22 protein-coding genes are annotated in these 23698 nt (G+C 69.7%); 17 read left to right on the plus strand and 5 right to left on the minus strand.

Annotation, left to right across the window (positions count from 1 at the left end):
• Positions 1-2: 2 nt before the first annotated feature.
• Complete coding sequence (locus ACFRKB_RS00185; RefSeq protein ID WP_383101906.1) at positions 3-1196, plus strand: cytochrome P450 family protein; 1194 nt, start codon at positions 3-5, stop codon at positions 1194-1196.
• A gap of 19 nt (positions 1197-1215) precedes the next feature.
• Here the strand turns inward: ACFRKB_RS00185 and ACFRKB_RS00190 are convergent, their stop codons facing one another.
• The gene (locus ACFRKB_RS00190) at positions 1216-2226 is read right to left on the minus strand and encodes a Gfo/Idh/MocA family protein (protein ID WP_383101908.1); all 1011 of its coding nucleotides are present in this window, start codon (positions 2224-2226) and stop codon (positions 1216-1218) included.
• A 101-nt stretch (positions 2227-2327) separates the two neighbouring features.
• On the opposite strand from ACFRKB_RS00190, the gene ACFRKB_RS00195 reads away from it, so the two are divergent.
• The 7 genes from ACFRKB_RS00195 to ACFRKB_RS00225 all read left to right on the plus strand — a co-directional run bounded on the left by ACFRKB_RS00195 (position 2328) and on the right by ACFRKB_RS00225 (position 9250).
• Entirely contained in the window at positions 2328-3131 is an 804-nt protein-coding gene (locus ACFRKB_RS00195; protein ID WP_383101910.1) for a GntR family transcriptional regulator, read from the plus strand.
• A gap of 310 nt (positions 3132-3441) precedes the next feature.
• A complete protein-coding gene (locus ACFRKB_RS00200) occupies positions 3442-4458 on the plus strand; it encodes a sugar ABC transporter substrate-binding protein (protein WP_383101911.1) in 1017 nt (338 codons plus the stop codon).
• Positions 4455-5522, plus strand: coding sequence for an ABC transporter permease (locus ACFRKB_RS00205; RefSeq protein ID WP_383101913.1), 1068 nt, complete (start codon positions 4455-4457; stop codon positions 5520-5522). Before ACFRKB_RS00200 ends, ACFRKB_RS00205 begins: the two co-directional genes overlap by 4 nt.
• Complete coding sequence (locus tag ACFRKB_RS00210; protein WP_383101915.1) at positions 5519-6406, plus strand: ATP-binding cassette domain-containing protein; 888 nt, start codon at positions 5519-5521, stop codon at positions 6404-6406. The genes ACFRKB_RS00205 and ACFRKB_RS00210 overlap by 4 nt, the downstream gene beginning before the upstream one ends.
• A gap of 231 nt (positions 6407-6637) precedes the next feature.
• Complete coding sequence (locus ACFRKB_RS00215; RefSeq protein WP_383101917.1) at positions 6638-7813, plus strand: ROK family glucokinase; 1176 nt, start codon at positions 6638-6640, stop codon at positions 7811-7813.
• Positions 7810-8388 (plus strand): hypothetical protein, encoded by a 579-nt coding sequence (locus ACFRKB_RS00220; RefSeq protein ID WP_383101919.1) that lies wholly within the window; start codon positions 7810-7812, stop codon positions 8386-8388. The genes ACFRKB_RS00215 and ACFRKB_RS00220 overlap by 4 nt, the downstream gene beginning before the upstream one ends.
• A 64-nt stretch (positions 8389-8452) precedes the next feature.
• Positions 8453-9250, plus strand: a complete 798-nt coding sequence (locus tag ACFRKB_RS00225) for an AraC family transcriptional regulator (RefSeq protein ID WP_383101921.1) — start codon at positions 8453-8455, stop codon at positions 9248-9250.
• Between the two features lie 28 nt (positions 9251-9278).
• Here the strand turns inward: ACFRKB_RS00225 and ACFRKB_RS00230 are convergent, their stop codons facing one another.
• The gene (locus ACFRKB_RS00230; RefSeq protein ID WP_383101922.1) at positions 9279-10556 is read right to left on the minus strand and encodes an alpha-L-fucosidase; all 1278 of its coding nucleotides are present in this window, start codon (positions 10554-10556) and stop codon (positions 9279-9281) included.
• A gap of 167 nt (positions 10557-10723) precedes the next feature.
• Here ACFRKB_RS00230 and pcaDC point away from each other — a divergent pair, with 167 nt between their 5' ends.
• From pcaDC to ACFRKB_RS00270, 8 genes are all read left to right on the plus strand, one after another.
• On the plus strand, positions 10724-12016 hold the full coding sequence (gene pcaDC / locus ACFRKB_RS00235) for a bifunctional 3-oxoadipate enol-lactonase/4-carboxymuconolactone decarboxylase PcaDC (RefSeq protein ID WP_383101924.1): 1293 nt from the start codon (positions 10724-10726) through the stop codon (positions 12014-12016).
• 57 nt (positions 12017-12073) lie between these two features.
• Positions 12074-12706 carry an MBL fold metallo-hydrolase gene (locus ACFRKB_RS00240; RefSeq protein WP_383101926.1) on the plus strand — a complete coding sequence of 211 codons (633 nt, stop codon included), beginning with the start codon at positions 12074-12076 and terminating at the stop codon, positions 12704-12706.
• A gap of 45 nt (positions 12707-12751) precedes the next feature.
• Positions 12752-13531: an exodeoxyribonuclease III gene (locus ACFRKB_RS00245; protein WP_383101928.1), complete on the plus strand. Its 780-nt coding sequence runs from the start codon at positions 12752-12754 to the stop codon at positions 13529-13531.
• 66 nt (positions 13532-13597) lie between these two features.
• Complete coding sequence (locus tag ACFRKB_RS00250) at positions 13598-14038, plus strand: DUF6278 family protein (RefSeq protein WP_383101930.1); 441 nt, start codon at positions 13598-13600, stop codon at positions 14036-14038.
• A gap of 123 nt (positions 14039-14161) precedes the next feature.
• A complete protein-coding gene (locus ACFRKB_RS00255) occupies positions 14162-14905 on the plus strand; it encodes an amino acid ABC transporter ATP-binding protein (RefSeq protein ID WP_365977128.1) in 744 nt (247 codons plus the stop codon).
• A gap of 13 nt (positions 14906-14918) precedes the next feature.
• On the plus strand, positions 14919-15857 hold the full coding sequence (locus tag ACFRKB_RS00260) for a glutamate ABC transporter substrate-binding protein (RefSeq protein ID WP_383101932.1): 939 nt from the start codon (positions 14919-14921) through the stop codon (positions 15855-15857).
• A 10-nt stretch (positions 15858-15867) separates the two neighbouring features.
• Entirely contained in the window at positions 15868-16512 is a 645-nt protein-coding gene (locus ACFRKB_RS00265; protein WP_383101933.1) for an amino acid ABC transporter permease, read from the plus strand.
• Positions 16509-17420 carry an amino acid ABC transporter permease gene (locus tag ACFRKB_RS00270; RefSeq protein ID WP_383101935.1) on the plus strand — a complete coding sequence of 304 codons (912 nt, stop codon included), beginning with the start codon at positions 16509-16511 and terminating at the stop codon, positions 17418-17420. The genes ACFRKB_RS00265 and ACFRKB_RS00270 overlap by 4 nt, the downstream gene beginning before the upstream one ends.
• Positions 17421-17611: 191 nt before the next feature.
• On the opposite strand, the gene ACFRKB_RS00275 is transcribed toward ACFRKB_RS00270, so the two are convergent.
• Positions 17612-18334: a hypothetical protein gene (locus tag ACFRKB_RS00275; RefSeq protein ID WP_383101936.1), complete on the minus strand. Its 723-nt coding sequence runs from the start codon at positions 18332-18334 to the stop codon at positions 17612-17614.
• Between the two features lie 105 nt (positions 18335-18439).
• Here ACFRKB_RS00275 and ggt point away from each other — a divergent pair, with 105 nt between their 5' ends.
• The gene (gene ggt, locus ACFRKB_RS00280; protein ID WP_383101938.1) at positions 18440-20260 is read left to right on the plus strand and encodes a gamma-glutamyltransferase; all 1821 of its coding nucleotides are present in this window, start codon (positions 18440-18442) and stop codon (positions 20258-20260) included.
• Between the two features lie 166 nt (positions 20261-20426).
• Here the strand turns inward: ggt and ACFRKB_RS00285 are convergent, their stop codons facing one another.
• Together ACFRKB_RS00285 and ACFRKB_RS00290 are read right to left on the minus strand one after the other, a co-directional pair.
• A complete protein-coding gene (locus ACFRKB_RS00285) occupies positions 20427-22298 on the minus strand; it encodes a DUF2075 domain-containing protein (protein ID WP_383101939.1) in 1872 nt (623 codons plus the stop codon).
• A 45-nt stretch (positions 22299-22343) separates the two neighbouring features.
• Entirely contained in the window at positions 22344-23315 is a 972-nt protein-coding gene (locus ACFRKB_RS00290; RefSeq protein WP_383101941.1) for a protein NO VEIN domain-containing protein, read from the minus strand.
• Positions 23316-23698 lie beyond the last annotated feature (383 nt).

Here is a 23698-nt window from a genome sequence, read left to right on the forward strand (position 1 = left end):
CGATGGCGGCTATCGAACTGGCAGATTACGGACCGGACTTCAACGTCGATCCCTATCCGTACTACGAGAAGATGCGCGAGAGCGGCCCCGTCCACGAGATCCGGACCCCGGACGGCAACCGTTTCTGGCTGGTCGTGGGATACGAGGAGGGGCGCCTCGCGCTCGCCGATCCGCGGCTGTCGAAGTCGCTCGACGCCATGGGCTACGAGTCGGCGGACGAGGCGATCATGGGTCCGCACGTACTGACCCTCGACCCGCCGGACCACACCCGGCTGCGGAAGCTGGTCGCCCCCGAATTCACCCCGCGCCGGGTGGAGAAGCTGCGCCCGCGCGTCCAGCAGATCACCGACGATCTGCTGGACGCCATGATTCCGGCCGGGCAGGGCGATCTGGTCGACGCGCTCGCCTTCCCGCTGCCCATCACCGTCATCTCCGAACTGCTCGGTGTGCCGCACGCGGACCGCGACACCTTCCGGGCCTGGACGAACGAGATCGTCGCGCCGACCACACCCACCGGCGCGCGGGACAACACCATCGAACTCTGTGCGTATCTCGACGCGCTCATCGAGGACAAGCGCGCCTCGGCGCCCCGCGACGATCTGCTCTCCACCCTGCTGCGCACCCGCGCGGAGGACGGCGACCGGCTGTCCGCGGCCGAACTGCGCGCCTGGGCCTACGTGCTGCTGATCGCCGGTCATGAGACGACCGTCAATCTGATCGCGAACGCGGTGCGTACGCTGCTCGGCAACCCCGGTCAACTGGCCGCCCTGCGGGCCGACTTCGGGCTGCTCGACGGCGCGATCGAGGAGACGCTGCGGTTCGAGGGGCCGGTGGAGACCAGCACCGTACGGTTCACCAGCGAGCCGGTCGCCTTGGGCGGCACGGTGATACCGGCCCGCGAGACGGTTCTGGTCTCCCTGGCCTCCGCGGACCGCGACCCGGTCCGCTTCCCCGATCCGGACACCTTCGACATCCGCCGCTCCGCCACGGCGGGGCGCGGCTCCGGCCATCTCGCCTTCGGCCATGGCATCCACTTCTGCCTGGGCGCGCCGCTCGCCCGGCTGGAGGGCAGGATCGCCATCCGTACGCTGCTGGAGCGCTGCCCGGACCTGGCGTTCGACCCGGCGGCGGGCCCGTACGAGTGGCTGCCCGGACTGCTGATCCGCGGGGTGCGCGGGCTGCCGGTGCGCTGGTAGGCGCCTCCGGGCTCCCCGCTCAGTCCTCCTGGGCGGGGATCTCGGACAGCTCCACCGGGCGCCGTTCGCGCCGGGACCGCTCGCACGCCTCCGCGATCCGCAGCGCGTGCAGCGCCTCCCGGCCGTCGCACGGATTCTCCAGCTCACCGGAGACGACCCGGAGGAAGGCGTTCAGCTCGGCCTCGTACGCCGGGGCGAACCGCTCCAGGAAGCCGGGCCACGGCTTGTCGGGGGCCGGCGGGCCCGTCGGTTCGGTCGAGGTGATCGGCGTACGGTCGTCCAGTCCGACCGCGAACTGGTCCAGCTCGCCCGCCAGTTCCATCCGTACGTCATAGCCCGCGCCGTTGCAGCGGGTGGCCGTGGCGGTCGCGAGCGTCCCGTCGTCCAGGGTGAGGACCGCGGCGGCGGTGTCCACGTCGCCGGCCTCGCGGAACATCGCGGGACCCGCGTCCGAGCCCGTCGCGTACACCTCCACCACCTCGCGTCCGGTCACCCAGCGCATGATGTCGAAGTCATGCACCAGACAGTCGCGGTACAGGCCGCCGGAGAGCGGCAGATACGCGGCGGGCGGCGGCGCCGGGTCGGAGGTGACCGCCCGTACGGTGTGCAGCCGGCCGAGCCGGCCCGACCGTACGAGCTCGCGCGCCGCGCCGTACCCCGCGTCGAAGCGGCGCATGAAGCCCAGCTGGAGCACCGTGCCCGCCGACTCCACCTCGCGCAGCGCGCCCAGCGTCCCCGGCAGGTCCAGGGCGATCGGCTTCTCGCAGAAGGCGGGGAGCCCGGCGCGGGCGGCGCGGCTGAGGAGATCGGCGTGGGAGGAGGTGGCCGAGGCGATCACCACGGCGTCCACGCCCCAGGAGAAGATCTCGTCGACGGAGGGGGCGGCGGTCGATCCCGTACGGTCGGCGACCCGCGCCGCGCGGGCCGCGTCGGTGTCGGCGACGACCAGCGAGCCGACCTCGCGATGGCGGCTGAGCACGTCCGCGTGGAAGGTGCCGATCCGGCCGGTACCGATAAGTCCGATGCGCATGGCCCCAAGGTGGCCGGGGGCCGCGCACCATGTCAAGTGTTTGTCCTGACAATCGAACGTACCGACTTCCCGTCAACATGGCGTGCGGTTACGCTCGCCCCGTGCCCCATCAGCCGAGATCAGCCCAACCCGGACAGGCGACGCCCGGACCGGAGGCGGATCGCGCCACGCCGCTCCAGCTCAGTGTCGACCGCACCAGCCCGGTGCCGCTCTACTTCCAGCTCGCGCAGCAGCTGGAGGCGGCCATCGAGCGGGGCGGACTGGCGCCGGGCAGCCTGCTCGGCAATGAGATCGAGCTGGCGGGCCGGCTCGGGCTGTCCCGGCCCACCGTCCGGCAGGCCATCCAGTCCCTGGTCGACAAGGGACTGCTGGTGCGCCGCAGGGGCGTCGGTACCCAGGTCGTCCACAGCCAGGTCAAGCGCCCGCTGGAGCTGAGCAGTCTCTACGACGATCTGGAGGCGGCCGGCCAGCGCCCCGCCACCCGCGTACTGCGCAACACCGTCCAGCCGGCCACGGCCGAGGTCGCCGCCGCGCTGGGGGTAGCGGAGGGCGCGGAGGTGCGGCTCGTCGAACGGCTGCGGTACGCGCACGACGAACCGATGGCGTATCTCCGTAACCATCTGCCCGTGGGGCTGTTCGACTGCGACACCGCGCGCCTGGAGACGACCGGTCTCTACCGGATGATGCGCTCCGCCGGGATCACGCTCCACAGCGCCCGGCAGACCGTCGGGGCACGGGCCGCCACCGCGGAGGAGGCCGAGCGGCTCACCGAGCCCACCGGGGCCCCGCTGCTCACGATGGAGCGGACCACGTTCGACGACACCGGCCGGGCCGTGGAGTTCGGCTCGCACATCTACCGCGCCTCGCGGTACTCCTTCGAGTTCCAGCTCCTCGTCCGCCCGTAACGGCCACGACGCTCCCGTCTCTTCGTAAGAATGTACGGACAAAGTATTGACGCGTCCGTGCGGGCCCGGCTAGAACTCCCCCAGCCGCAACGGGGCGGCCGGGAGAGAAGGCGGATCCATGGCGCGAACCCCTCGCAGGACGCGAACGACCGGAGCCGGGGGGCGGGAAGCGGGCCCGGCCCGCCCGGCCGGCCACCCGCCCCGGTACCCGCTGACGGGCCGCCGGACGGGCATGACCGATACTTGGGCGGCGCCGGGACCGAGCGGGCCCCGGCCGCACCGAGGAGTACGGCAGGAAGGGCGCGGCGTCGTGGCAAGGGTTCGGACAGGGGTACGCGCGACGAGCGCCGTGCTGGCGGCGGTGCTCGCGGCCTCGGTTCTCGCGGGATGCAGCAGCACCGGCGGCAAGCGCGCGGAGGATCGCGCCAAGCAGGCGGCCGCCCAGGGGCGGGCCGCCGTGGACACCCCCGAGTGGACCGTGGCCATGGTCACCCACTCGGGCAGCGGCGACACCTTCTGGGACATCGTCCAGAGCGGCGCCAAGCAGGCGGCCGTCAAGGACAACATCAAATTCCTCTACGCCAACAGTGACGAGGGCCAGCAGCAGGCCCAGCTCGTGCAGTCCTATATCGACAAGAAGGTCGACGGACTGATCGTCACGCTGGCCAAGCCCGACGCCATGAAGGCCGTCGTGGAGAAGGCGGTCAAGGCCGGAATACCGGTGATCACCGTCAACTCCGGCGCCGCGGAGTCCGCGTCCTTCGGCGCGCTCAGCCATATCGGCCAGGACGAGACCATCGCGGGCGAGGCCGTCGGCGACGAACTCGACAAGCGCGGCAAGAAGAAGGCCCTCTGCGTCATCCACGAGCAGGGAAACGTCGGCCACGAGCAGCGCTGCGACGGAACGAAGAAGACCTTCGACGGACAGCTCCAGAACCTCTACGTCGACGGTACGAACATGCCCGACGTCCAGGCGTCCATCGAGGCCAAGCTCCAGAGCGACAAGAGCATCGACGCCGTCGTCACCCTCGGCGCCCCCTTCGCGGACGCCGCCGTCAAGGCCAAGGAGTCCGCGGGCAGCGAGGCCGAGATCGACACCTTCGACCTCAACGCCAAGGTCGCCTCCTCCCTCACCTCCGGCGCGCTCGGCTTCGCCGTCGACCAGCAGCCCTACCTCCAGGGGTACGAGGCCGTGGACCTGCTCTGGCTCTACCGGTACAACGCCGATGTCCTCGGCGGCGGGCGCCCCGTCCTGACCGGGCCGCAGATCATCACGGAGAAGGACGCCGGCGCGCTCGCCGCGTACACGAAGCGGGGCACCCGATGACCACGACCGCCCCGCCGGTCAAGGACCGCCCCGGCCGGCCCGCGGGCGGCGACGAGCGGCTGCTGCACGCCTCCCCGCTGCGCAAGCTCCTCGGCCGCCCCGAGCTGGGCTCGGTCGTCGGCGCGCTCGCCGTCTTCCTCTTCTTCGCGTTCGTGGCGGACTCGTTCCTCCAGCTGTCCAGCTTCGGCACCGTCCTGTACGCGGCCTCCACGATCGGGATCATGGCCGTTCCGGTGGCGCTGCTGATGATCGGCGGCGAGTTCGACCTCTCCGCCGGTGTGATGGTGACCAGCTCCGCGCTCATCTCCTCGATGTTCAGCTTCCAGATGACCGCGAACGTCTGGGTCGGCGTTCTGGTGTCGCTGCTGGTCACGCTGGCCTTCGGGGTCTTCAACGGGATCATGCTGACCCGTACGAAGCTGCCGAGCTTCATCATCACGCTGGGCACGTTCCTGATGCTCACCGGGCTCAACCTCGGGCTGACGAAGCTGATCAGCGGCACGGTCTCGACCAAGAGCATCGGCGACATGGAGGGCTTCCCCTCCGCCAGGAAGCTCTTCGCCTCCCAGCTCACCCTCGGCGGCGTGGAACTGAAGGTCACCATCCTGTGGTGGGCCGGGCTGGTCGCGGTCGCCACCTGGATCCTGCTGCGTACCCGCTTCGGGAACTGGATCTTCGCGGTGGGCGGCAACGCCGACGCCGCCCGCGCGGTCGGTGTCCCGGTCCTGAAGACGAAGATCGCGCTGTACATGGGGGTGGCCTTCTGCGCCTGGATCGCGGGCCAGCATCTGCTGTTCTCGTTCGATGTCGTGCAGTCCGGCGAGGGCGTCGGCAATGAGCTGATCTACATCATCGCGGCCGTCATCGGCGGCTGTCTGATCACCGGCGGCTACGGCTCCGCGATCGGCTCCGCGGTCGGCGCGTTCATCTTCGGCATGACCAGCAAGGGCATCGTCTACGCGGAGTGGAACCCGGACTGGTTCAAGTTCTTCCTCGGAGCGATGCTCCTTCTGGCGACCCTGCTCAACGCGTGGGTGCGCAAGCGTGCGGAGGCGACACGATGACGGGCGACACGACAGTGGACGGCGCGGCGGCGGACGGCGCGGCGGCGGGCGCCACGAGCGGCGCGCTGGTCGAACTCGACAACGTCAGTAAGTACTACGGCAATATCCGCGCCCTGGAAGGCGTCTCGCTGGAGGTCCACGCGGGCGGGATCAGCTGTGTGCTGGGCGACAACGGCGCGGGCAAGTCCACCCTGATCAAGATCATCGCCGGGCTGCACCGGCACGACGCGGGCGACTTCCTGATCGAGGGCGAGAAGACCAGCCTCGCCTCCCCGCGCGAGGCCCTGGACCGCGGGATCGCCACGGTCTACCAGGACCTCGCCGTCGTCCCGCTGATGCCGGTCTGGCGGAACTTCTTCCTCGGCTCCGAGCCGACCAGGGGCAGTGGCCCCTTCAAACGGCTCGATGTCGCCCTGATGCGCGAGACGACCCGCGCCGAGCTGCTGCGGATGGGCATCGATCTGCGCGATGTCGACCAGCCGATCGGCACGCTCTCCGGCGGGGAGCGCCAGTGTGTGGCCATCGCCCGCGCCGTCTACTTCGGAGCGAAGGTCCTCGTCCTGGACGAGCCGACCGCGGCGCTCGGGGTGAAGCAGTCCGGGGTGGTGCTCAAGTACGTGGCCGCCGCACGTGACGCCGGACTCGGAGTGGTACTCATCACCCACAACCCGCACCACGCGTATCTGGTCGGTGACCGTTTCGTCCTGCTCAAGCGAGGCGTCATGTCGGGCAGCCATACCAAGGACTCGATCACCCTGGATGAGCTGACGCGGCAGATGGCGGGCGGTTCCGAGCTGGAGGAGCTGAGCCATGAACTGGAGCGGGCCCCCGCGCCCACGCGTCTCGGCGGCCACCCCGGTGGCGGCCCGGCCGGCACGAACTGACCCCCGGCGCGGCCGTCACCGTACGGCCGCCGCCGGGCCGCACAGCGGACCCGGCCGCCCCGGATGGCACAATCTGGCACGGCGGACACCGTCCGCCGCCGCCGCCCGTCCGGGCCCGGCGGCCCCCGACCCCGCAGGGACGACACGACTCGTGCGCGTACGCAGCCGCCCACTCACCCGGCACGGCGAGCCGGAGCCGCTCGCGCCGACGGACGAGACCAGGCCGGGCCTATGAGCACCTACCGCGACTTCGCACACCGAGGCACCGCCCGCGCCACCGTCCTGCGGACCGTCGGCACCCGCGAGCGCCGCTCCCTCCTCACCGCGCCCCGCGTCCCGACCGTCGGCATCGACATCGGCGGTACGAAGGTGATGGCCGGCGTCGTCGATCCGGACGGCAACATCCTGGAGAAGCTCAGGACCGAGACGCCGGACAAGTCCAAGAGCCCCCGCGTCGTCGAGGACACCATCGTCGAGCTGGTCCTCGACCTCTCCGACCGCCACGATGTGCACGCCGTCGGCATCGGCGCGGCCGGCTGGGTCGACGCGGACCGTTCCAGGGTGCTGTTCGCGCCGCATCTCGCCTGGCGCGACGAACCCCTCAGGGACGCGATCTCCTCCCGGCTGGCCGTGCCGGTGATGGTCGACAACGACGCCAACACGGCGGCCTGGGCGGAGTGGCGCTTCGGCGCCGGACGCGGCGAGGACCATCTCGTCATGATCACGCTCGGCACCGGCATCGGCGGCGCCATCCTGGAGGACGGCCGGGTCAAGCGCGGCAAGTTCGGCGTCGCCGGCGAGTTCGGCCATATGCAGGTCGTGCCCGGCGGCCACCGCTGCCCGTGCGGCAACCGGGGCTGCTGGGAGCAGTACAGCTCCGGCAACGCCCTCGTACGGGAGGCCAGGGAGCTGGCCGCCGCCGACTCCCCGGTCGCGTACAACATCATCGACCGCGTCAAGGGCAACGTCCACGACATCACCGGACCGCTGATCACCGAACTCGCCCGCGAGGGCGACGCCATGTGCATCGAGCTGTTCCAGGACATCGGCCAGTGGCTCGGCGTCGGCATCGCCAATCTCGCCGCCGCGCTCGACCCGTCCTGCTTCGTCATCGGCGGCGGGGTGAGCGCCGCCGACGATCTGCTGATCGGTCCCGCCCGCGACGCCTTCCGCCGCCATCTCACCGGCCGCGGCTACCGTCCCGAGGCACGGATCGCCAAGGCGCAGCTCGGCCCGGAGGCCGGCATGGTCGGCGCCGCCGATCTCGCCCGGCTGGTGGCCCGGCGCTTCCGCCGCGCCAACCGCCGCCGGGTGGAGCGCCATGAGCGGTACGAGAGATACGCCCAGGCCATCCGCACCGCCCGTCCGACGCAGGAACCCCGTACGACCCAGGAACCGCCCTCATGACCGTGGAGCTCCCCGTGCCGGTGCGCGACGAGGGCGGCAAGCCGCCCGAGGACCGCAGGCACCGCAATCGCCGCCGCTGGCTGACGGCCGTCGTCATCGTGCTGCTCATCGGCATCCCGGCCGGCTATCTGGTGATCTCGGCCGGCCAGAGCCGCGACAGCGGCCGCAACAAGGAGGCCGAGTCCTCGGCCACCGGTCTCCAGCAGCTGCGCCCCTCCAAGATGAAGCGCCGCATCTTCGAGGTGCCGATACCGCTGGGCGCCACCGGGGTGCGCTACTTCGAGACGAGCAACTGGAAGACCTCCCGGCTGTACGTCCAGTTCGACGTCACCTCGGGACGGCTCGACACCTTCCTGACCGAGATGGGCACCAGCCGCTCCGCGCTCAAGGACGACGCCATCACGATCACGCCGCGCGACCGCCGTACCGTCGGCTGGAACTTCGACCTCCCCGGCCACCACTGGGCGGGTACCAGCCACCACCAGAAGAGCCCGCGGCCCAGCCGGGACGTGGTGGTGGATCTGACGGACCCCGGCTTCCCCCGGGTGTACGTGGTCTCCACCACGACCCCCTGACGGCCGCCGGAGCCGCCGCGGTCGCGGCTGACCGAGGGGGGATGACCACTGGTACGTTTTCCCCATGAGCGCGTACGGTCAGGGGAGTCCGGGCAGGCAGGTCACGCTCTGCCTGGACTCGCCCCCGCGCCTGGTGAACCTCGGTGTCGGCATCCATGGCGTCAGCGCGGACCGGGATGTGTTCGTCCTGCCCGGTCTGTGGCAGCTGCATCTGTACCGGTACGCGGCCGATCTCACCGTCGACGGAGAGCCGTACGCCGTACGGCCGGGCCGGGTGAGCCTCGTACCACCCGGCTCAGTCGTCGAGTACCGCTACCGGGGACGCTCGGAGCATCTCTACGCGCACTTCGAACTCGGCGACGCCGGCGAGCGGTTGAGCGTTCCGGTCATGCAGGACGCCGGGGCCGGGGCCCCCGCGCTCAACAGCCGGCTGACCCAGGCCGTCGCCGCGGCGGCGCACAGCCCGGTCCGCGCGGTGTCGGAGCTGTGGTCGGCGCTGTGGCAGGTCGCCATGTTCGGGCGGCGGCCCGGTACGGATCAGCCGCACGCGTCGGTCGCCGCCGCTGTCACGTACATCGAGTCCCGGCTCCATGAGCCGCTGACCGTCCCGGAGGTGGCGCGTGCCGCGAACATCTCGCACAACCATCTGATCCGGCTGTTCCGGGCGGACCTGGGCAGCACGGTGGTCGCGTATGTCCGGCGGCGCAGAATGGACCGGGCACGGCATCTGCTGACGGAGTCGACGCTGTCGATTGCGGCCATCGCTGCCGCCGTGGGGATGCCGGACCTCCAGGCCTTCAACAAGGCGTGCCGGCGTGAGCTGCGCGCCTCGCCGCGAGCCGTCCGTGCCGGTGCGGCGTAACGCCCCCCCCGCACCGGCACGGACGTGGTCAGCTACGGCCGGAGCCCTGGTAGAGGTCCAGCTCGCCGTCCAACTCCACTGCCAGGACGGTGGCGTGCTCGTCCACGTCACCGGCGCGCGGCGCGTCGATCCACAGCACCCCGGGCACTTCGTGCAGCCCGCCGACGACACGGTGGTCCAGCTCCGCACCCGTACCGAGGACACGGACGCCGCGCACGGCGTTGCGCACCCCCCGCACCGCCACCGACTCACGGGGGGTGTCGAAGCAGACGAGATAGAGGGTCCGGCGGTCCGCCGACAGCGTGCTGGGACCGTAGTGGTGGCCGGCCGGGAGTCCCGCCACCGTCCCGTACACCGCCGGGGAGTGCCGGCCGATCCAGGCACCGAGCCCTTCGAGCCGGTCCACCTGCTCCGCCGGAATCGTGCCGTCCTCCCGTGGACCGACCCCGAGCAGCAGATTCCCGCCCATGCCGATCGTCTCGGTGAAGTAGCGCACCAACTGCCGCACCGATTTGTGGCGGTGGTCGTCGTGCTGGAAGCCCCAGGAGTCGTTGACCGTCAGACACAGCTCCCACGGCCCGTCCGGCGGGACGACGGGAATGCCCTGCTCGGGGGTCGCGTAGTCCCCGTAACTGAGCATCCGGGCGTTGAGCACCGTCTCGGGCGCGAGCGAGAGGATCAGCTCGGAGAGCTCCCGCATCCCCCACTGCGCCTCGTCGCGCTCCCATTCCCCGTCGAACCACAGCAGGTCGGGCCGGTAGCGGCCGACGAGTTCACCGACCTGGGCGTCCCGGTACGCGAGGAAGCGCGCCCACGCGTCCAGGTCCTCGACCCCGTCGGCCGGAGCCACGAACCGGTTCGTGCGCAGATCCGCCATGCGCGGGTCCGGGTCCGGGTGCAGCACGCTCGCGTAGTCGGGGTGATTCCAGTCCGAGTGCGAGTAGTACAGCCCGACCTTGAGACCGTGCTCCCGCAGGGCATCGGCATAGCCGGCGACGAGATCCCGCCCCGCGGGGGTGCGCGCGGGCACACTCAGCCCGGACCGGTCGGTGTCCCAGAGGGCCACGCCGTCATGGTGGCGAGCGGTCAGCACGGCGTACCTCGCACCCGCCCGTACGAACAGCTCCGCCCAGGACCCCGGGTCGTAGCGGGAGGCGGTGAAGCCGTCGAGCTGTCGCATATAGCGCTCGTGGGGCACCTGCCCCGTATAGAACGACCAGGACTCGGGCACTCCGTCCACGGCGTAGATGCCGTAATGGAGGAAGATGCCCAGCTTCGCGTCGGAGAACCACGGTTGCATCGGCATGCGCACGACGCTAGAGCGGACCGGCTGCCCCGCGCGTTGTCCGCAGCCACCATTACTGGTCGATTCTCACCCTTCGTCGGCCGGTCGGCCAGGAATCAGGTTGGTGGACGTCCTCCCGGGGCCGACCCTCTCCCGAGAGAAAACGCGGGATATGGGAGCGTGAGCGGGTGAGTGAGACGATGACTAAGACCCTGCAATACCGCATGGACGGGCCGGAAGACGCGCCCATCCTGATCCTGGGCCCCTCCCTCGGGACGACCTGGCACATGTGGGACCGTCAGGTGCCCGAGCTGGCCCGCCAGTGGCGGGTGCTCCGCTTCGACCTGCCCGGCCACGGCGGCGCCCCCGCGCACCCCGCGACGAGCGTCCCCGAGCTGGCGGAACGGCTGCTGGCCACGCTCGACGGAATCGGGGTGCAGCGGTTCGGGTATGTGGGCTGCTCCATCGCCGGCGCGATCGGGGCCGAGCTGGCGCTGCGCCGCCCCGACCGGATCGCCTCGCTCGCGCTGGTGGCCGCCTCGCCCCGGTTCGGCACGGCCGACGAGTTCCGGCAGCGCGGGGTGATCGTCCGCGCCAACGGGCTGGATCCGATGGCCCGCAGCGCGCCCGAGCGCTGGTTCACCCCGGGCTTCGCCGCCGCCCAGCCGGCCATCGTCGAATGGGCCGTCCAGATGGTCCGTACGACCGACCCCGGCTGCTACATCGCCTCCTGCGAGGCGCTGGCCGCCTTCGACATCCGGGCGGAGCTGGGCCGTATCGCCGTACCGACCCTGGTGCTGGTCGGCGCCGAGGACCATGTCACGGGGCCCGCCGAGGCACGCACGCTGGTCGCGGGGATACGGGACGCGCGGCTCGCGCTGGTGCCCGGAGCCTCCCATCTGGCGCCCGTCGAGCAGCCCGCCGCCGTCACGGATCTGCTCGTCCACCACTTCTCCACCGCCTGGTACAACCCGTCCGACACCTCCACCGGCCTGACCGTGCTGCCCGACCGGGGCCCCGTCCCCTCGCTCTCGGCGACGATCGGCCCGGTCGCGGAGATCGCCCCCGCCGAGCAGCCCGAGGCCGTGACCGTGGGGCGGCCCGATCCGTACGAAGCGGGCATGCGGGTGCGCAGACAGGTCCTGGGCGATGCCCATGTGGACAGCGCCATGGCGGCCGCCGACGATTTCACCGGCGAATTCCAGGAGCTGATCACCCGCTACGCCTGGGGCGAGGTATGGACCAGGGAGGGCCTGGACCGCCGCACCCGCAGTGCCGTGACGCTGACGGCGCTGGTCGCGGGCGGCCATCTGGAGGAGCTGGCCTTCCATACGAGGGCCGCGCTGCGCAATGGCCTCACGCCCGCCGAGATCAAGGAAGTGCTGATCCAGACCGCCGTGTACTGCGGAGTCCCGGCCGCGAACACGGCGTTCCGGGTGGCGCGGACCGTGATCCAGGAGGAGACCACGCCCGAGGCGTAGCAGGATGGCACCGCGCACCCGCGCACTCGGCACCCACAGCGACGAAGGCGGTCAGCGGTGAAGCTCACCAAGAAGTCACACGCGTGCGTCCGGCTGGAGAAGGACGGCCGTACGCTCGTCATGGACCCCGGCGGTTACACGGAGGACGACGCCACGGACGGCGCGGACGTCCTCCTCGTCACCCATGAGCACCCCGACCACTTCGACGAGGCGCATCTGCGGGCCGGTCTTGAGGCCAACCCGGCGGCCGAGCTGTGGACGCTGCGCAGCGTCGCCGAGCGGATGTCCGCCGCTTTCCCCGGGCGTGTTCACACGGTCGGCCACGGCGACACGTTCTCCGCCGCCGGTTTCGACGTCCAGGTCCACGGCGAGCTGCACGCGGTGATCCACCCGGACATCCCGCGGATCACCAATGTCGGCTATCTCGTGGACGGCTCGGTCTTCCACCCCGGCGACGCGCTGACCGTCCCCGGCCACCCCGTCGAGACGCTGCTGCTGCCCGTACAGGCGCCCTGGAACAAGATCTCCGAGGTGATCGAGTACGTACGCGAGGTCAAGCCGCGGCGCTCCTTCGACGTCCACGACGCGCTGCTCACCGAGCTGGCCCGACCCATCTACGACACCCAGATCGGCAGCCTGGGCGGCGCGGAGCACGGCAGGCTCGCGCCGGGCCGCTCCGTCGAGCTGTGACCGTCCGGACCGTGGCTGTCAGACCCCGCCGATAGGCTGTCCCGCATGCGCATCGCCACCTGGAACGTCAATTCGATCACCGCTCGGCTGCCCCGGCTGCTGGCCTGGCTGGAGAGCTCCGGTACGGACGTGCTGTGCGTCCAGGAGACCAAGTGCACGGAGGAGCAGTTCCCCGCCGAACAGCTCCGTGAGCTGGGCTACGAGTCGGCGGTCAACGCCACCGGACGGTGGAACGGGGTGGCGCTGATCTCCCGGGCCGGCCTGACGGACATCGTCAGGGGGCTGCCCGGCGGTCCGGAGTACGAGGGCGTGACGGAGCCGCGCGCGATCGCCGCGACATGCGGCCCGGTCCGGCTCTGGTCGGTCTATGTGCCCAATGGCCGCGAGGTCGGCCATGACCACTACGCGTACAAGCTGCGCTGGCTGGAGGCGCTGCGCGAGGCGGTGGCCGGTGACGCGGCGGGCGCGCGGCCGTTCGCGGTCCTCGGTGACTTCAATGTGGCCCCGGCCGACGAGGACGTATGGGATCTGTCCCGCTTCGAGGGGGCCACGCATGTCACCCCCGCGGAGCGGGCGGCGCTCGCCGCGCTGCGTGCGGAGGGGCTCTCCGATGTGATGCCCCGCCCGCTCAAGTACGACCGCCCGTACACCTACTGGGACTACCGCGAGCTGGGCTTCCCGAAGAACAAGGGCATGCGGATCGACCTGGTCTACGGCAACGCGGCGTTCGAGGGCGCGGTCAAGGACAGCTATGTCGACCGCGAGGAGCGCAAGGGCAAGGGCGCCTCGGACCACGCCCCCGTGGTGGTGGATCTCGACGTCTGAGGACGCCCTCCGGCCGTTGCGCGCGCCCTATGGTGCCCCGGCGAGGGGAGTGGCAGGGTGAGTGGTATGAACATCCCTTTCTTGGACAACTGGCGCAAGCGGCACGGTGGCGAGGACGCGGCCTCGCTCGCCTCCGTCGGCGACGGCGACCCGGAGGGCGTGGCCGAGTTGCTCTCCGAGTGCGAGCTGCTGCGGGTCCGGGCGGGGCAGAACGGCCTTGAACTGGACGATTCCCCGGCCTCGTTGGAGGCCCTCGACCAGCTGCCGCCGCGCTGGCGCGACGACCCCGAGGAGCTGCCCTGGCTGGGCAACGACGCGGGCCTCTATCTGGGTACGGTGATCGTCCGTACGGTGCCCGGCGCGGCCTGGCACATCTGGCCCGGCGGGCACCCCGTGGTGCGGCTCTCCTCCGGACGCGAGATCCAGGTCGTCGAGTCCGGTCTCGACTGGGCGGCGACCGGAGCGCCGGAGCTGTCCCAGGTCTACGCGGAGGCCGCCGAGGTCTGACCCCGGCCTCCTGTGCAGTAAATACGGCTTATGCCCCACATGTGCGTGTCGACCGCGAAGTCCCTTGTCCGGCTGGATAGTTTGCGCTGACTTCGACACAGCCGGGAGTGGGTGGGGCAGCGTATGGCCGTCGATTCATTGATCGAACTGCGCGGCGTCAACAAGTACTACGGGCCGTTGCATGTCCTCCAGAACATCGATCTGACGGTCGCCCGCGGGGAAGTGGTCGTGGTCATCGGCCCCTCCGGCTCCGGGAAGTCCACGCTCTGCCGGACCATGAACCGGCTGGAGACGATCGAGTCGGGCCTGATCACCATCGAGGGAACGCCGCTGCCGGCCGAGGGCCGCGGACTCGCCCGGCTCCGCGCCGAAGTGGGCATGGTCTTCCAGTCGTTCAACCTCTTCGCGCACCGGACCGTGCTGGACAATGTCTCGCTCGCGCAGATCAAGGTCCGCAAGCGCAAGAAGGAGGACGCCGACCGGCGTTCCCGGGAGCTGCTCGACCGCGTGGGACTTCTCTCGCAGGCCGACAAGCTGCCCGCGCAGCTCTCGGGCGGCCAGCAGCAGCGCGTCGCCATCGCCCGCGCGCTCGCCATGGACCCCAAGGCCCTCCTCTTCGACGAACCCACCTCGGCGCTCGACCCGGAGATGATCAACGAGGTGCTCGAAGTCATGCGGCAGCTCGCCCGCGAGGGCATGACGATGGTCGTCGTCACCCATGAGATGGGCTTCGCCCGCTCCGCCGCCAACCGTGTGGTCTTCATGTCCGACGGCCGCATCGTCGAGGACCGCACCCCGGAGGACTTCTTCACCGCCCCGGAGAGCGACCGGGCGAAGGACTTCCTCTCCAAGATCCTCAAGCACTGAGGGGATGCGGCCCATGAGCTCCGGTCGCGCACCGCGCACGAGGAGAACCCTTACGGCGCTCCTGCCCCTCCTGCTCGCCCTGCTGGCCCCCCTCGCCGCCGGCTGCGGGAAGCCGGGCAGCCCGCCCGTGAAGGGCCCGCGGGCCGACGCGCTGCCCCACTACCGCGTGGACACGGCCTTCCGGCTGCCGGACTCACCGACCTGGACCAAGGCGAAGCGGCGCGGCTATCTGATCGTCGGCGCCAAGGAGGACCAGCCGTACATGGGGGAGAAGGACCCGGCCACCGGCGTCTACTCCGGCTTCGACATCGAGATCGCCAAGATGATGGCGGCTTCCCTGGGCTTCGATCCGAAGACCATCCGCTTCCGTACGATCGCCTCCGCGAACCGGGAAACCGCCCTGCAGAACGGGCAGATCGACTACTACGTCGGCACGTACACCATCAACGAGAACCGCAAGAAGCTCGTCGGATTCGCCGGCCCCTACTACATGGCCGGCCAGTCGCTGCTGGTGCGGACCGACGAGAACGACATCCACGGACCGCAGGACCTCAACGGCAGACGCGTCTGCTCGGCCTCCGGCTCCACGCCGTACCAGCGGATCCAGCGGGACTACCCGCACGTCCAGCTCGTCGGCTACGACACGTACTCCGTCTGTGTGGACAATCTGCTGACCTACCAGGTCGACGCCGTCACCACCGACGACACGATCCTCCAGGGCTACGCCGCCAAGGTGCCCGGCGAACTCAAGGTGGTCGGCAAACCCTTCTCGAAGGAGCCCTACGGCATCGGCGTACCGCGGAGTGACAACGCGCTGCGTCTCGCGCTCGACGACGCCCTCGCGGTCAACGAGAGGAACGGCAACTGGCAGAAGGCCTACGACGCGACCCTCGGACTCTCCGGACGCCGGGCCACCCCGCCTCCGCCGATCGACCGCTACCCGGCGAGCTGAGGCAGGAGCCATGGACGTCCTCACCGACAACCTCTCCCTCTACGGCCGGGGCTTCCTCGGCACGGTCGAGCTGACGGTCTACGCCTCGCTGCTCGCGCTGGCCCTCGGGTTCGTGATGGCCTCCTTCCGGGTCGCGCCGGTCCGCGCCCTGCGGGCGCTGGGCACCGTATGGGTGACCGTCCTGCGCAACACCCCGCTGACGCTGCTCTTCTTCGCGGTCGTGCTCGGGCTGCCGCGCTTCGGTCTCGTCCTCCCCTTCCAGCTCTTCGCCGTCCTCGCGCTCGGCTGCTACACCTCCGCGTTCATCTGTGAGGTGCTGCGCTCCGGCATCAACACCGTGCCCAAGGGGCAGGGCGAGGCGGCCCGCAGCCTCGGGATGACCTTCGGGCAGACCCTGGGCGGAGTCGTCCTGCCGCAGGCGTTCCGTTCGGTCATCCCGCCCATCGGCTCCACCCTGATCGCCCTCGCCAAGAACTCGGCGATCGCGGGGGCGTTCAGCGTCACCGAGCTGCTCGGCACGTACAAGAGCCTGAGCGAGATGGGCTACAGCATCATCTGGACCTTCGTCTGGATCGCGGTCGGCTATCTGATCATCACCCTGTCCATCAGTGCGCTGTTCCACTTCATGGAGAAGCGCTGGGGAGTCGCCCGATGACCTCGACGGCCTCGACATCGCCGAAGCCCCCGCGGACCACGAAGACGTCCCGGAGCGACTCGACCGCGCTGTACGACTTTCCGGGGCCCCGGACGGAGCGGCGGCACCGCTGGTACGGCGTGCTGGCGACGGCCGCGGTCGCCGCGCTGTTCGGCTGGCTGCTCTATCTCCTCTTCGCCACCGACCAGTTCACCGCCACCAAGTGGTCACCCTTCGAGTACCAGGGCATCCAGGAACTGCTGCTGCGCGGCCTCGGCAACACCCTCAAGGCCTTCGCGTACGCCGCGGTGCTCTCGCTCGCACTCGGCGCGGTCCTCGCCTGCGGCCGGCTCTCCGAGCACCGGCCGCTGCGCTGGCTGGCCACCGCGCTGGTCGAGTTCTTCCGCGCCATGCCCGTACTGGTGATGATCTTCTTCATCTTCGTGGCGCTGAAGGTGCACGCGCTGCCCGCGCTGGTGGCGGGACTGACGCTCTACAACGGCTCCGTGCTCGCCGAGGTGTTCCGTACCGGAGTCAACTCGGTGGAGCGCGGTCAGCGGGAGGCGGCGTACGCGCTCGGCATGCGCAAAACGCAGGTCATGACGTACGTGCTGGTGCCGCAGGCGGTCCGCGCCATGCTGCCCACGATCATCAGCCAGCTGGTGGTCGCTCTCAAGGACACATCACTCGGCTATCTGATCACCTATGAGGAGTTCCTCCATGCCGGAAAGCTCATCGCCTCGAATCTCGACTACGATTTGCCGTTCATCCCTGTGGTGATGGTGATCTCACCGATCTACATCGGGATGTGCATGCTGCTCTCCTGGTTCGCCCACTGGCTGGCCGGGCGGCAGCGGCGCAACCCGAGAACAGAGGCCGTGGGTGTCGCCCCGGCCTCCCCAGGGACGCTGCTGCCGGGCGGGCAGTAGCTCAGGGGCAGTGGCCCGTCCGGCGGCAGCCGGAGATCACTTCTCGTACGGATCTCGTACGGACGGGAAGAAGGTCAGCTGTACGCCGGCCGGGTTGTGCTCCACCGGGAGCGCGCCCGGCGGGCGGGCCACTTGGGACGCGCCGTGCCGCACATGGCGTCTCTCAGGTGATGCCTCTCTCGTGATCTCTGTTACGCGGGGGCCGGGACGGGCTCGTGGGCCGCCCGGGTCACATCCGCGACCAGCTCCACCACATCCGGGCCGTACGCCGCCGAGTTGACCACCTTCAGCAGCAGACAGAACGAGTTCCGGCCGTGCTTGCGCGCCAGCTTCTCGTGGTGGCGGAACAGATAGCGCGTGGCCGCCTGGTTGGTGATGGCCCGCTGTCCGCAGAAGAGGAAGACCGGCCGCTCCCCCTCTCCGACGGTGAGCCGCGCCAGCAGGACGTACTCGGTGACGCCCGCCTCCGCGCGATAGCGCTCGGAGCCGATCTGGAACGAGCCCCGGTCCGGCCCGGATTCGGTACTCGTGTCGACTTTCACACCGGGCAGCAGCGAGTTCAGGTGCGCGGCCATCCGGCGGTTCGAGTACGGGCCGCCGAGGCAGAACTCCGTACGCTCCCCGAAGCCCTGGCGCGCGGTGTCGTGCTGGACGATCTCGGCGTGCGCGCCGCAGTCCTTGATCAGCGCGGCCAGCTCCAGCAGGGCGGAGACGTCGTAACGGTGGACCGCTCCGTCGCCGCCCGCCTCACGATTGACGACCAGCAGACATTCGGAGTTTCCCGGCAGACCGAAGAACGCCTGCTTGCGGCGGAGCCTGCGGCGCCAGAGGTAGGTACGGGCGAGCCAGCCCAGGGAAGCGCTGATCCCGGCGGCGACCACGCCGAGCACGATGTTGCGTATGTCGTCACTCATGGGCGCGCATCGTAGCGGGGCGAGACGAACGGAGTCCGAGACGGTCCTGACGGAGCGGGGGCCGCGGCGCTACGCTGCGCGAACGGTTCTCGACTGGAGGTACGGATGCGTCGCTCCGCTGCGCGGAATGTGTCGTTGGCGGCCGTTGCCGCGGCCCTGCTCTCGGTGGGCGCGTGCGCGCCCGCCTCGGTTTCCGAGGCGGGCACCCCGGCACCACCTCCGCCGGCCAAGACACCGGTGGCGACGGGGTACGGGGGCGCGGTCGCGAGCGTCGACCCCGATGCCTCGGCCGCCGGGATCGAGGTGCTCAGGAACGGCGGCAACGCCGTGGACGCGGCGGTGGCCACGGCCGCCGCGCTCGGCGTCACCGAGCCGTACTCCGCCGGTATCGGCGGTGGCGGCTACTTCGTCTACTACGACGCCAAGTCCCGTACGGTGCAGACCATCGACGGCCGCGAGACCGCGCCGAAGTCGGCGGACAGCTCGCTCTTCCTGGAGAACGGCAAGCCGCTCCCGTTCGCGGACGCCGTGACCAGCGGGCTGAGCGTCGGCACGCCGGGGACCGCCGCCACCTGGAACACCGCGCTCGACGCCTGGGGCAGCCGCTCGCTCTCCCAACTCCTCAAGCCCGCGGAACGGCTGGCGAAGGACGGCTTCGTCGTCGACGACACCTTCCGCGCGCAGACCCAGTCGAACCAGGCGCGGTTCGCGGACTTCCCGGACAGCGCCCGGCTCTTCCTGCCCGGGGGACAGCTCCCGGTCGTCGGCTCCACCTTCAAGAACCCCGATCTGGCCCGTACATACAAGGAGTTGGGGCGCACCGGCACCCGCTCGCTGTACGAGGGCGAGCTGGCCCGCGACATCGTCCGTACCGTACGCAAGCCTCCCGTGGCCGCGGATTCCGGCCGCAACGCGCGCCCCGGCGATCTGACCGAGCGCGATCTCTCCGCCTACCGCACGAAGAAGCAGGCGCCGACCAAGGTCTCGTACCGGGGACTCGACGTGTACGGCATGGCGCCGTCGTCCTCGGGCGGTACGAGCGTCGGCGAGGCGCTCAACATCCTTGAGCGCACGGACCTTTCGAAGGCGACCCAGGCGCAGTACCTGCACCGGTTCATCGAGGCGAGCCGGATCGCCTTCGCGGACCGCGGCCGCTGGGTCGGTGACCCGGCCTTCGAGAACGTTCCGACCAAGGGGCTGCTGTCCCAGCGCTTCGCGGACGCGCGCGGCTGCCTGATCAAGGACGACGCGGTCCTCAAGAGCCCGCTCGCGCCTGGCGATCCGAGCGATCCCACGCCGTGCGCGCCCGGCGGGACGGCGGCGCCGACCACCTTCGAGGGCGAGAACACCACGCATCTCACGGCGGCCGACAAGTGGGGCAATGTCGTCGCCTACACGCTGACCATCGAGTCGACGGGCGGCAGCGCGATCACCGTGCCCGGACGGGGCTTCCTGCTCAACAACGAGCTGACGGACTTCTCCTTCGCCCCGGCGAACCCGGCCGTCCACGACCCGAACCTGCCGGGCCCCGGCAAGCGCCCGCGCTCGTCCATCTCCCCGACGATCGTGCTGGACTCCCAGGACCGGCCGGTCCTCGCGGTCGGCTCGCCGGGCGGCGCGACGATCATCACCACCGTGCTCCAGACGCTGACCGGCCGGCTGGACCGCGGCCTGCCGCTCGTCGACGCGATCGCGGCACCCCGGGCCAGCCAGCGCAACGGCGCGACCACGGAGCTGGAGCCGGGCCTCTGGAACAGCCCCGTGCGTCAGCAACTGGAGGCGCTGGGGCATGTGTTCAGCCAGAACCCGGAGATCGGCGCGGCGACGGGCGTACAGCGGCTGGCGGACGGCCGCTGGCAGGCCGCGGCCGAGAAGGTCCGCAGGGGCGGCGGCTCGGCGATGGTGGTGAGCCCGGACGGCAAGTAGAAGGCCGTACGGAACGACTGACGACCCCCGGGTCCCGTCCCGCCGATCTCACCGGCCGGGCCGGGACCCGGGGGCTCAGGCTTAGGTCGTCGCGCCGCTGACCGTGCCGCTTCCGCCCCAGCCCTTCCCCCCTCTCGCTGCTGATCAGCGTCGCACGCGCTTACCGTCACTGCTGCGGTGCGGCCCTGCCCGGTACAAGGGTGCGCAGCATGGTTTGCGTTTCGTTGTCGGTGGAGTACAGAACGGTGCCGGTCAGGCCCCTTGTCAGCAGTACCTTGTACCGGTTCCGGGTGAGACGGACGAAGTCGTGGGGTTCCGCATGGCGCAGGCTGCTGTCCTTGCACACGCTCGGGTCAGCGCGCCATCTGTCGCCTGCCCAGACCAGGTCCTGGCCCAGGATTGTGCCGTTCCAGGCGTACTCAAAACCCTGAGCCGTGTAGATGCAGCCGATCTGGCCGATGCCCGCCGGTTCGGTGGCCCAGAGCGAGGATCGTGGGCCGCCGGGTACGTCGCTCTCTCCTTTGACGTTCCATGGCCGACGCCAGTCACCGATGACCACGTCATCGACCAGGCTGCCGTCTTTTCGCGGGTCGCTCCACGGCCAGCAGAAGCCAGCGGTCATACGTGCGGTGGATCCGGCTGCTTGCCTGGAGTGGAGATACGTTTCCATCTGCTGCGGGGTGTCGGCGACCAGCAGTTCGAAGTTGGGTTCGGGCTCCCATGGCACCGGACCTCCGGGTTCCAGCCCCAGGAGGCGCCTGACCCAGTGTTCGTAGGCGCGACTTCCGCCGCAGCGGAACTGCTCGTCGAGGTTGACATGACGGACGACGCAGCCGCGCGCTTTCGCGGCCTCATCGATCTCCTTGACGCTCCCCATCTCGTCCGGGCGCACTACTTGGTGCTCGTCGAGCAAGAAGACCGGAACCCTGGCGGCGTCGATGAGTTCTTCCACCTGGCTTCGTCCGCTGCGGTGGATGTTCAAGGAGTCCTGGTTTCCCGAGCGGCGGCGGATGCGGTGGGCTTCATCGCAGATGAGAACATCGAGTTCGTTCTTTTCCGCGGTGCGGAAGTTGAGGAAGTAGCGGAAAAGGTTGGCGATGCGCGCATTCTTTTGACCGACGACGTGGCGCAGAGTGCTGGTGAAGGACTTGGACCCGGTGGCGTGGAAGACGTTGCGTCTGTTCCTGCCGAGGTAGCTCATCAGGTGAAGGGCGATCAGGCTCTTTCCGGAGCCAGGTCCTCCGGAGACTACGATCACTTCTTTGGTGTCCGACCGCCGTGAGATCGCAACAGCGCGCTTGACCAGCGACGCCGCGACCTGTTGTTCATCCATCAGATGGAACTTGCCGCCGTAGAGGATCTCGTCGGCGGCCGCTCGCATGAGTTGCTGTGCGGGTGTGGTGGGGCTGTCCAGGAGGGCGTCTGCGTCAAGCGCCCCGTCGAGCGGCGAAAGCTGATTCTGCAGATGCCGTATGAGTTCGCCGCGGGACGTTCTGGTGAAGAGGTGCACTCTGCCATCGTTGAGCTGGAGAAGGTCACTGACGTTCCGGTCCTGGGCGTTGTGCAGGTAGGCCAGACCGGCGACGTGATGCTGTGCGTCGTTCAGCACTGCGGTGAAGTCCTCCAGGTAGTCGCAGTAGCGACGCACCTGCGCGACCGGGTGTAGGAAAGAGCGGTAGCCGGATCCACTGATCAGGCACAGATCTTTCGTGTCGGGTACCAGGCGGGCCTCGCTCCACTGTTTGAGTTCGACGACGACATACGAGGGTCTCCCCGTCTCGGGATGCGTACCGGCCAATATGGCATCCGCGCGAAGGCTGCTCAGAGGCATCTGGTACTCGATGAGGACCTGCACCTCGTCTAGTCCGGCGTCGCACAGCACTTGCGCCAGAGCCGGGAGGCTGTTCTGCCAGGCGCGGTTCTCGCCGGCCGATGGTTCTTGAAATAGCTCGGAGCGGGACCGCTCCGTGAGCTGTTCCGAGAGAGTTGCTTCGCTGGTGCGTTCCAGAGCGCGTGCGGACATGCGCAAAAGGGCCACGAGTGATCTCCGTACGATCGGTCGACGACGGTGGGACGGGCCAGATCAGTCTTCGAGCGGCAGGCGGTACTCGAAGCTCCTCGGCCTCAGGTCCTCCTCGGCCGGGGACCAGTCCCGAAGGTGCAGCACCCTGCCCTCGCTCGTGGCGTAGTCAGCGCTTCGCACGTCCACCTTGATATCGCTCACCACATACAGGTCCACGGTGTGCTCCGGAATACGGGCGTGCTCGACTTCATTGATCGTCAGGTCCACGCTCGTGGCCGCGCCTGTCGTGCCCTTGACCTCGACGCGCCTTTCCTCCCCGGCACGTGTGCAGTGGAGGTCATAGGGCTTGCCGAGGCGTTCGACGGTCCATCCCAACTGCTCGTAGTGGGCGACGGCCATGTCCTCCGCGTGCAGCTCGATGGCCTTGCGCTTCTTGGGATCGGAGATGAAGCCTGACCCGCGGCGCCGGCGCTTGGGCGTCTTGGGTGCCTCGACGTGTTCCGCGGTGAATCCAGGGGTGCGGTTCAGGGGAACCTGCTGTCGTTGTGCCCAGTTGGCCGGGATGCCCGCCGCGTCGAGCAGGGGCTGGGGGGCCAGGTCGCACAGTTTGCCGATGCCGCGCTCGATCCCGGAGCGGCGGATGGCGTCGCTGCCGGCCAGGCCCAGCGGCCCGTGCTCATTCAGGGCAACGTCACGGATCACGGCGAGTGGCTCGACACCGAAGCGCACGGGGTACTTGATCGCGTTCTCGGCCTCTTCGTCGGGCCAGTGAGGAGCCTCTCCCTCGTAGAAGTTCTCGCGGACCTCGAAGAAGTACAGGGTGATCTTCTGTGTGAGCCACACGTCGAGTGGCACTCGTGGAGCCACCCCAGTGGCCAGAAGGGCGAAACGCGGACGGACCGACCGGTATTCGGGCTTCCAGAGCGGAAACCCCCAGGAACGGGTCTCGATCCCGTACTGCAGGTTGCGCTGCGACTCGGTGCTTTGACCTACGTGGACCATGACGAAAGGTTCTTGCTTCATGCAGCTCATCATAAGAGAGTAAATATGAGTGGCTCAAGAGGGATTAGGAGATCCGAGGTCGGCGGGCGGTACCCGTGTCGCCGCAGGGACGTTTCGTGCCTCGCGCCATGCAGAAGCGCTCAGGGGCTCCTTCCGGCCCGGCTCCCGACCTGTGTCGTCGGCGCTGGCCGGATGTTGCTGTGAAGCAGCGAAGTGCTGCCGGCAACGCACAGCAGCACTCAGCAACTGACTTACGTGCCGGTAGACTTGAACGTCCGTGCGTGCCGCTCGTAGCTCAGGACGAGGGCGTGAAGCCGGCGGAGCGGTCGAGGTGGTGCGCGGAGCCGTAGGTCGGCCTGCGTCGCAACCGCCAGCCCGTCGGCCCTGCCGCCTGCGGCGCGCTCGCCGTCGTG

It is taken from the genome of Streptomyces scopuliridis, assembly GCF_042790125.1.
Taxonomy (GTDB): Bacteria; Actinomycetota; Actinomycetes; order Streptomycetales; family Streptomycetaceae; genus Streptomyces; species Streptomyces scopuliridis_A.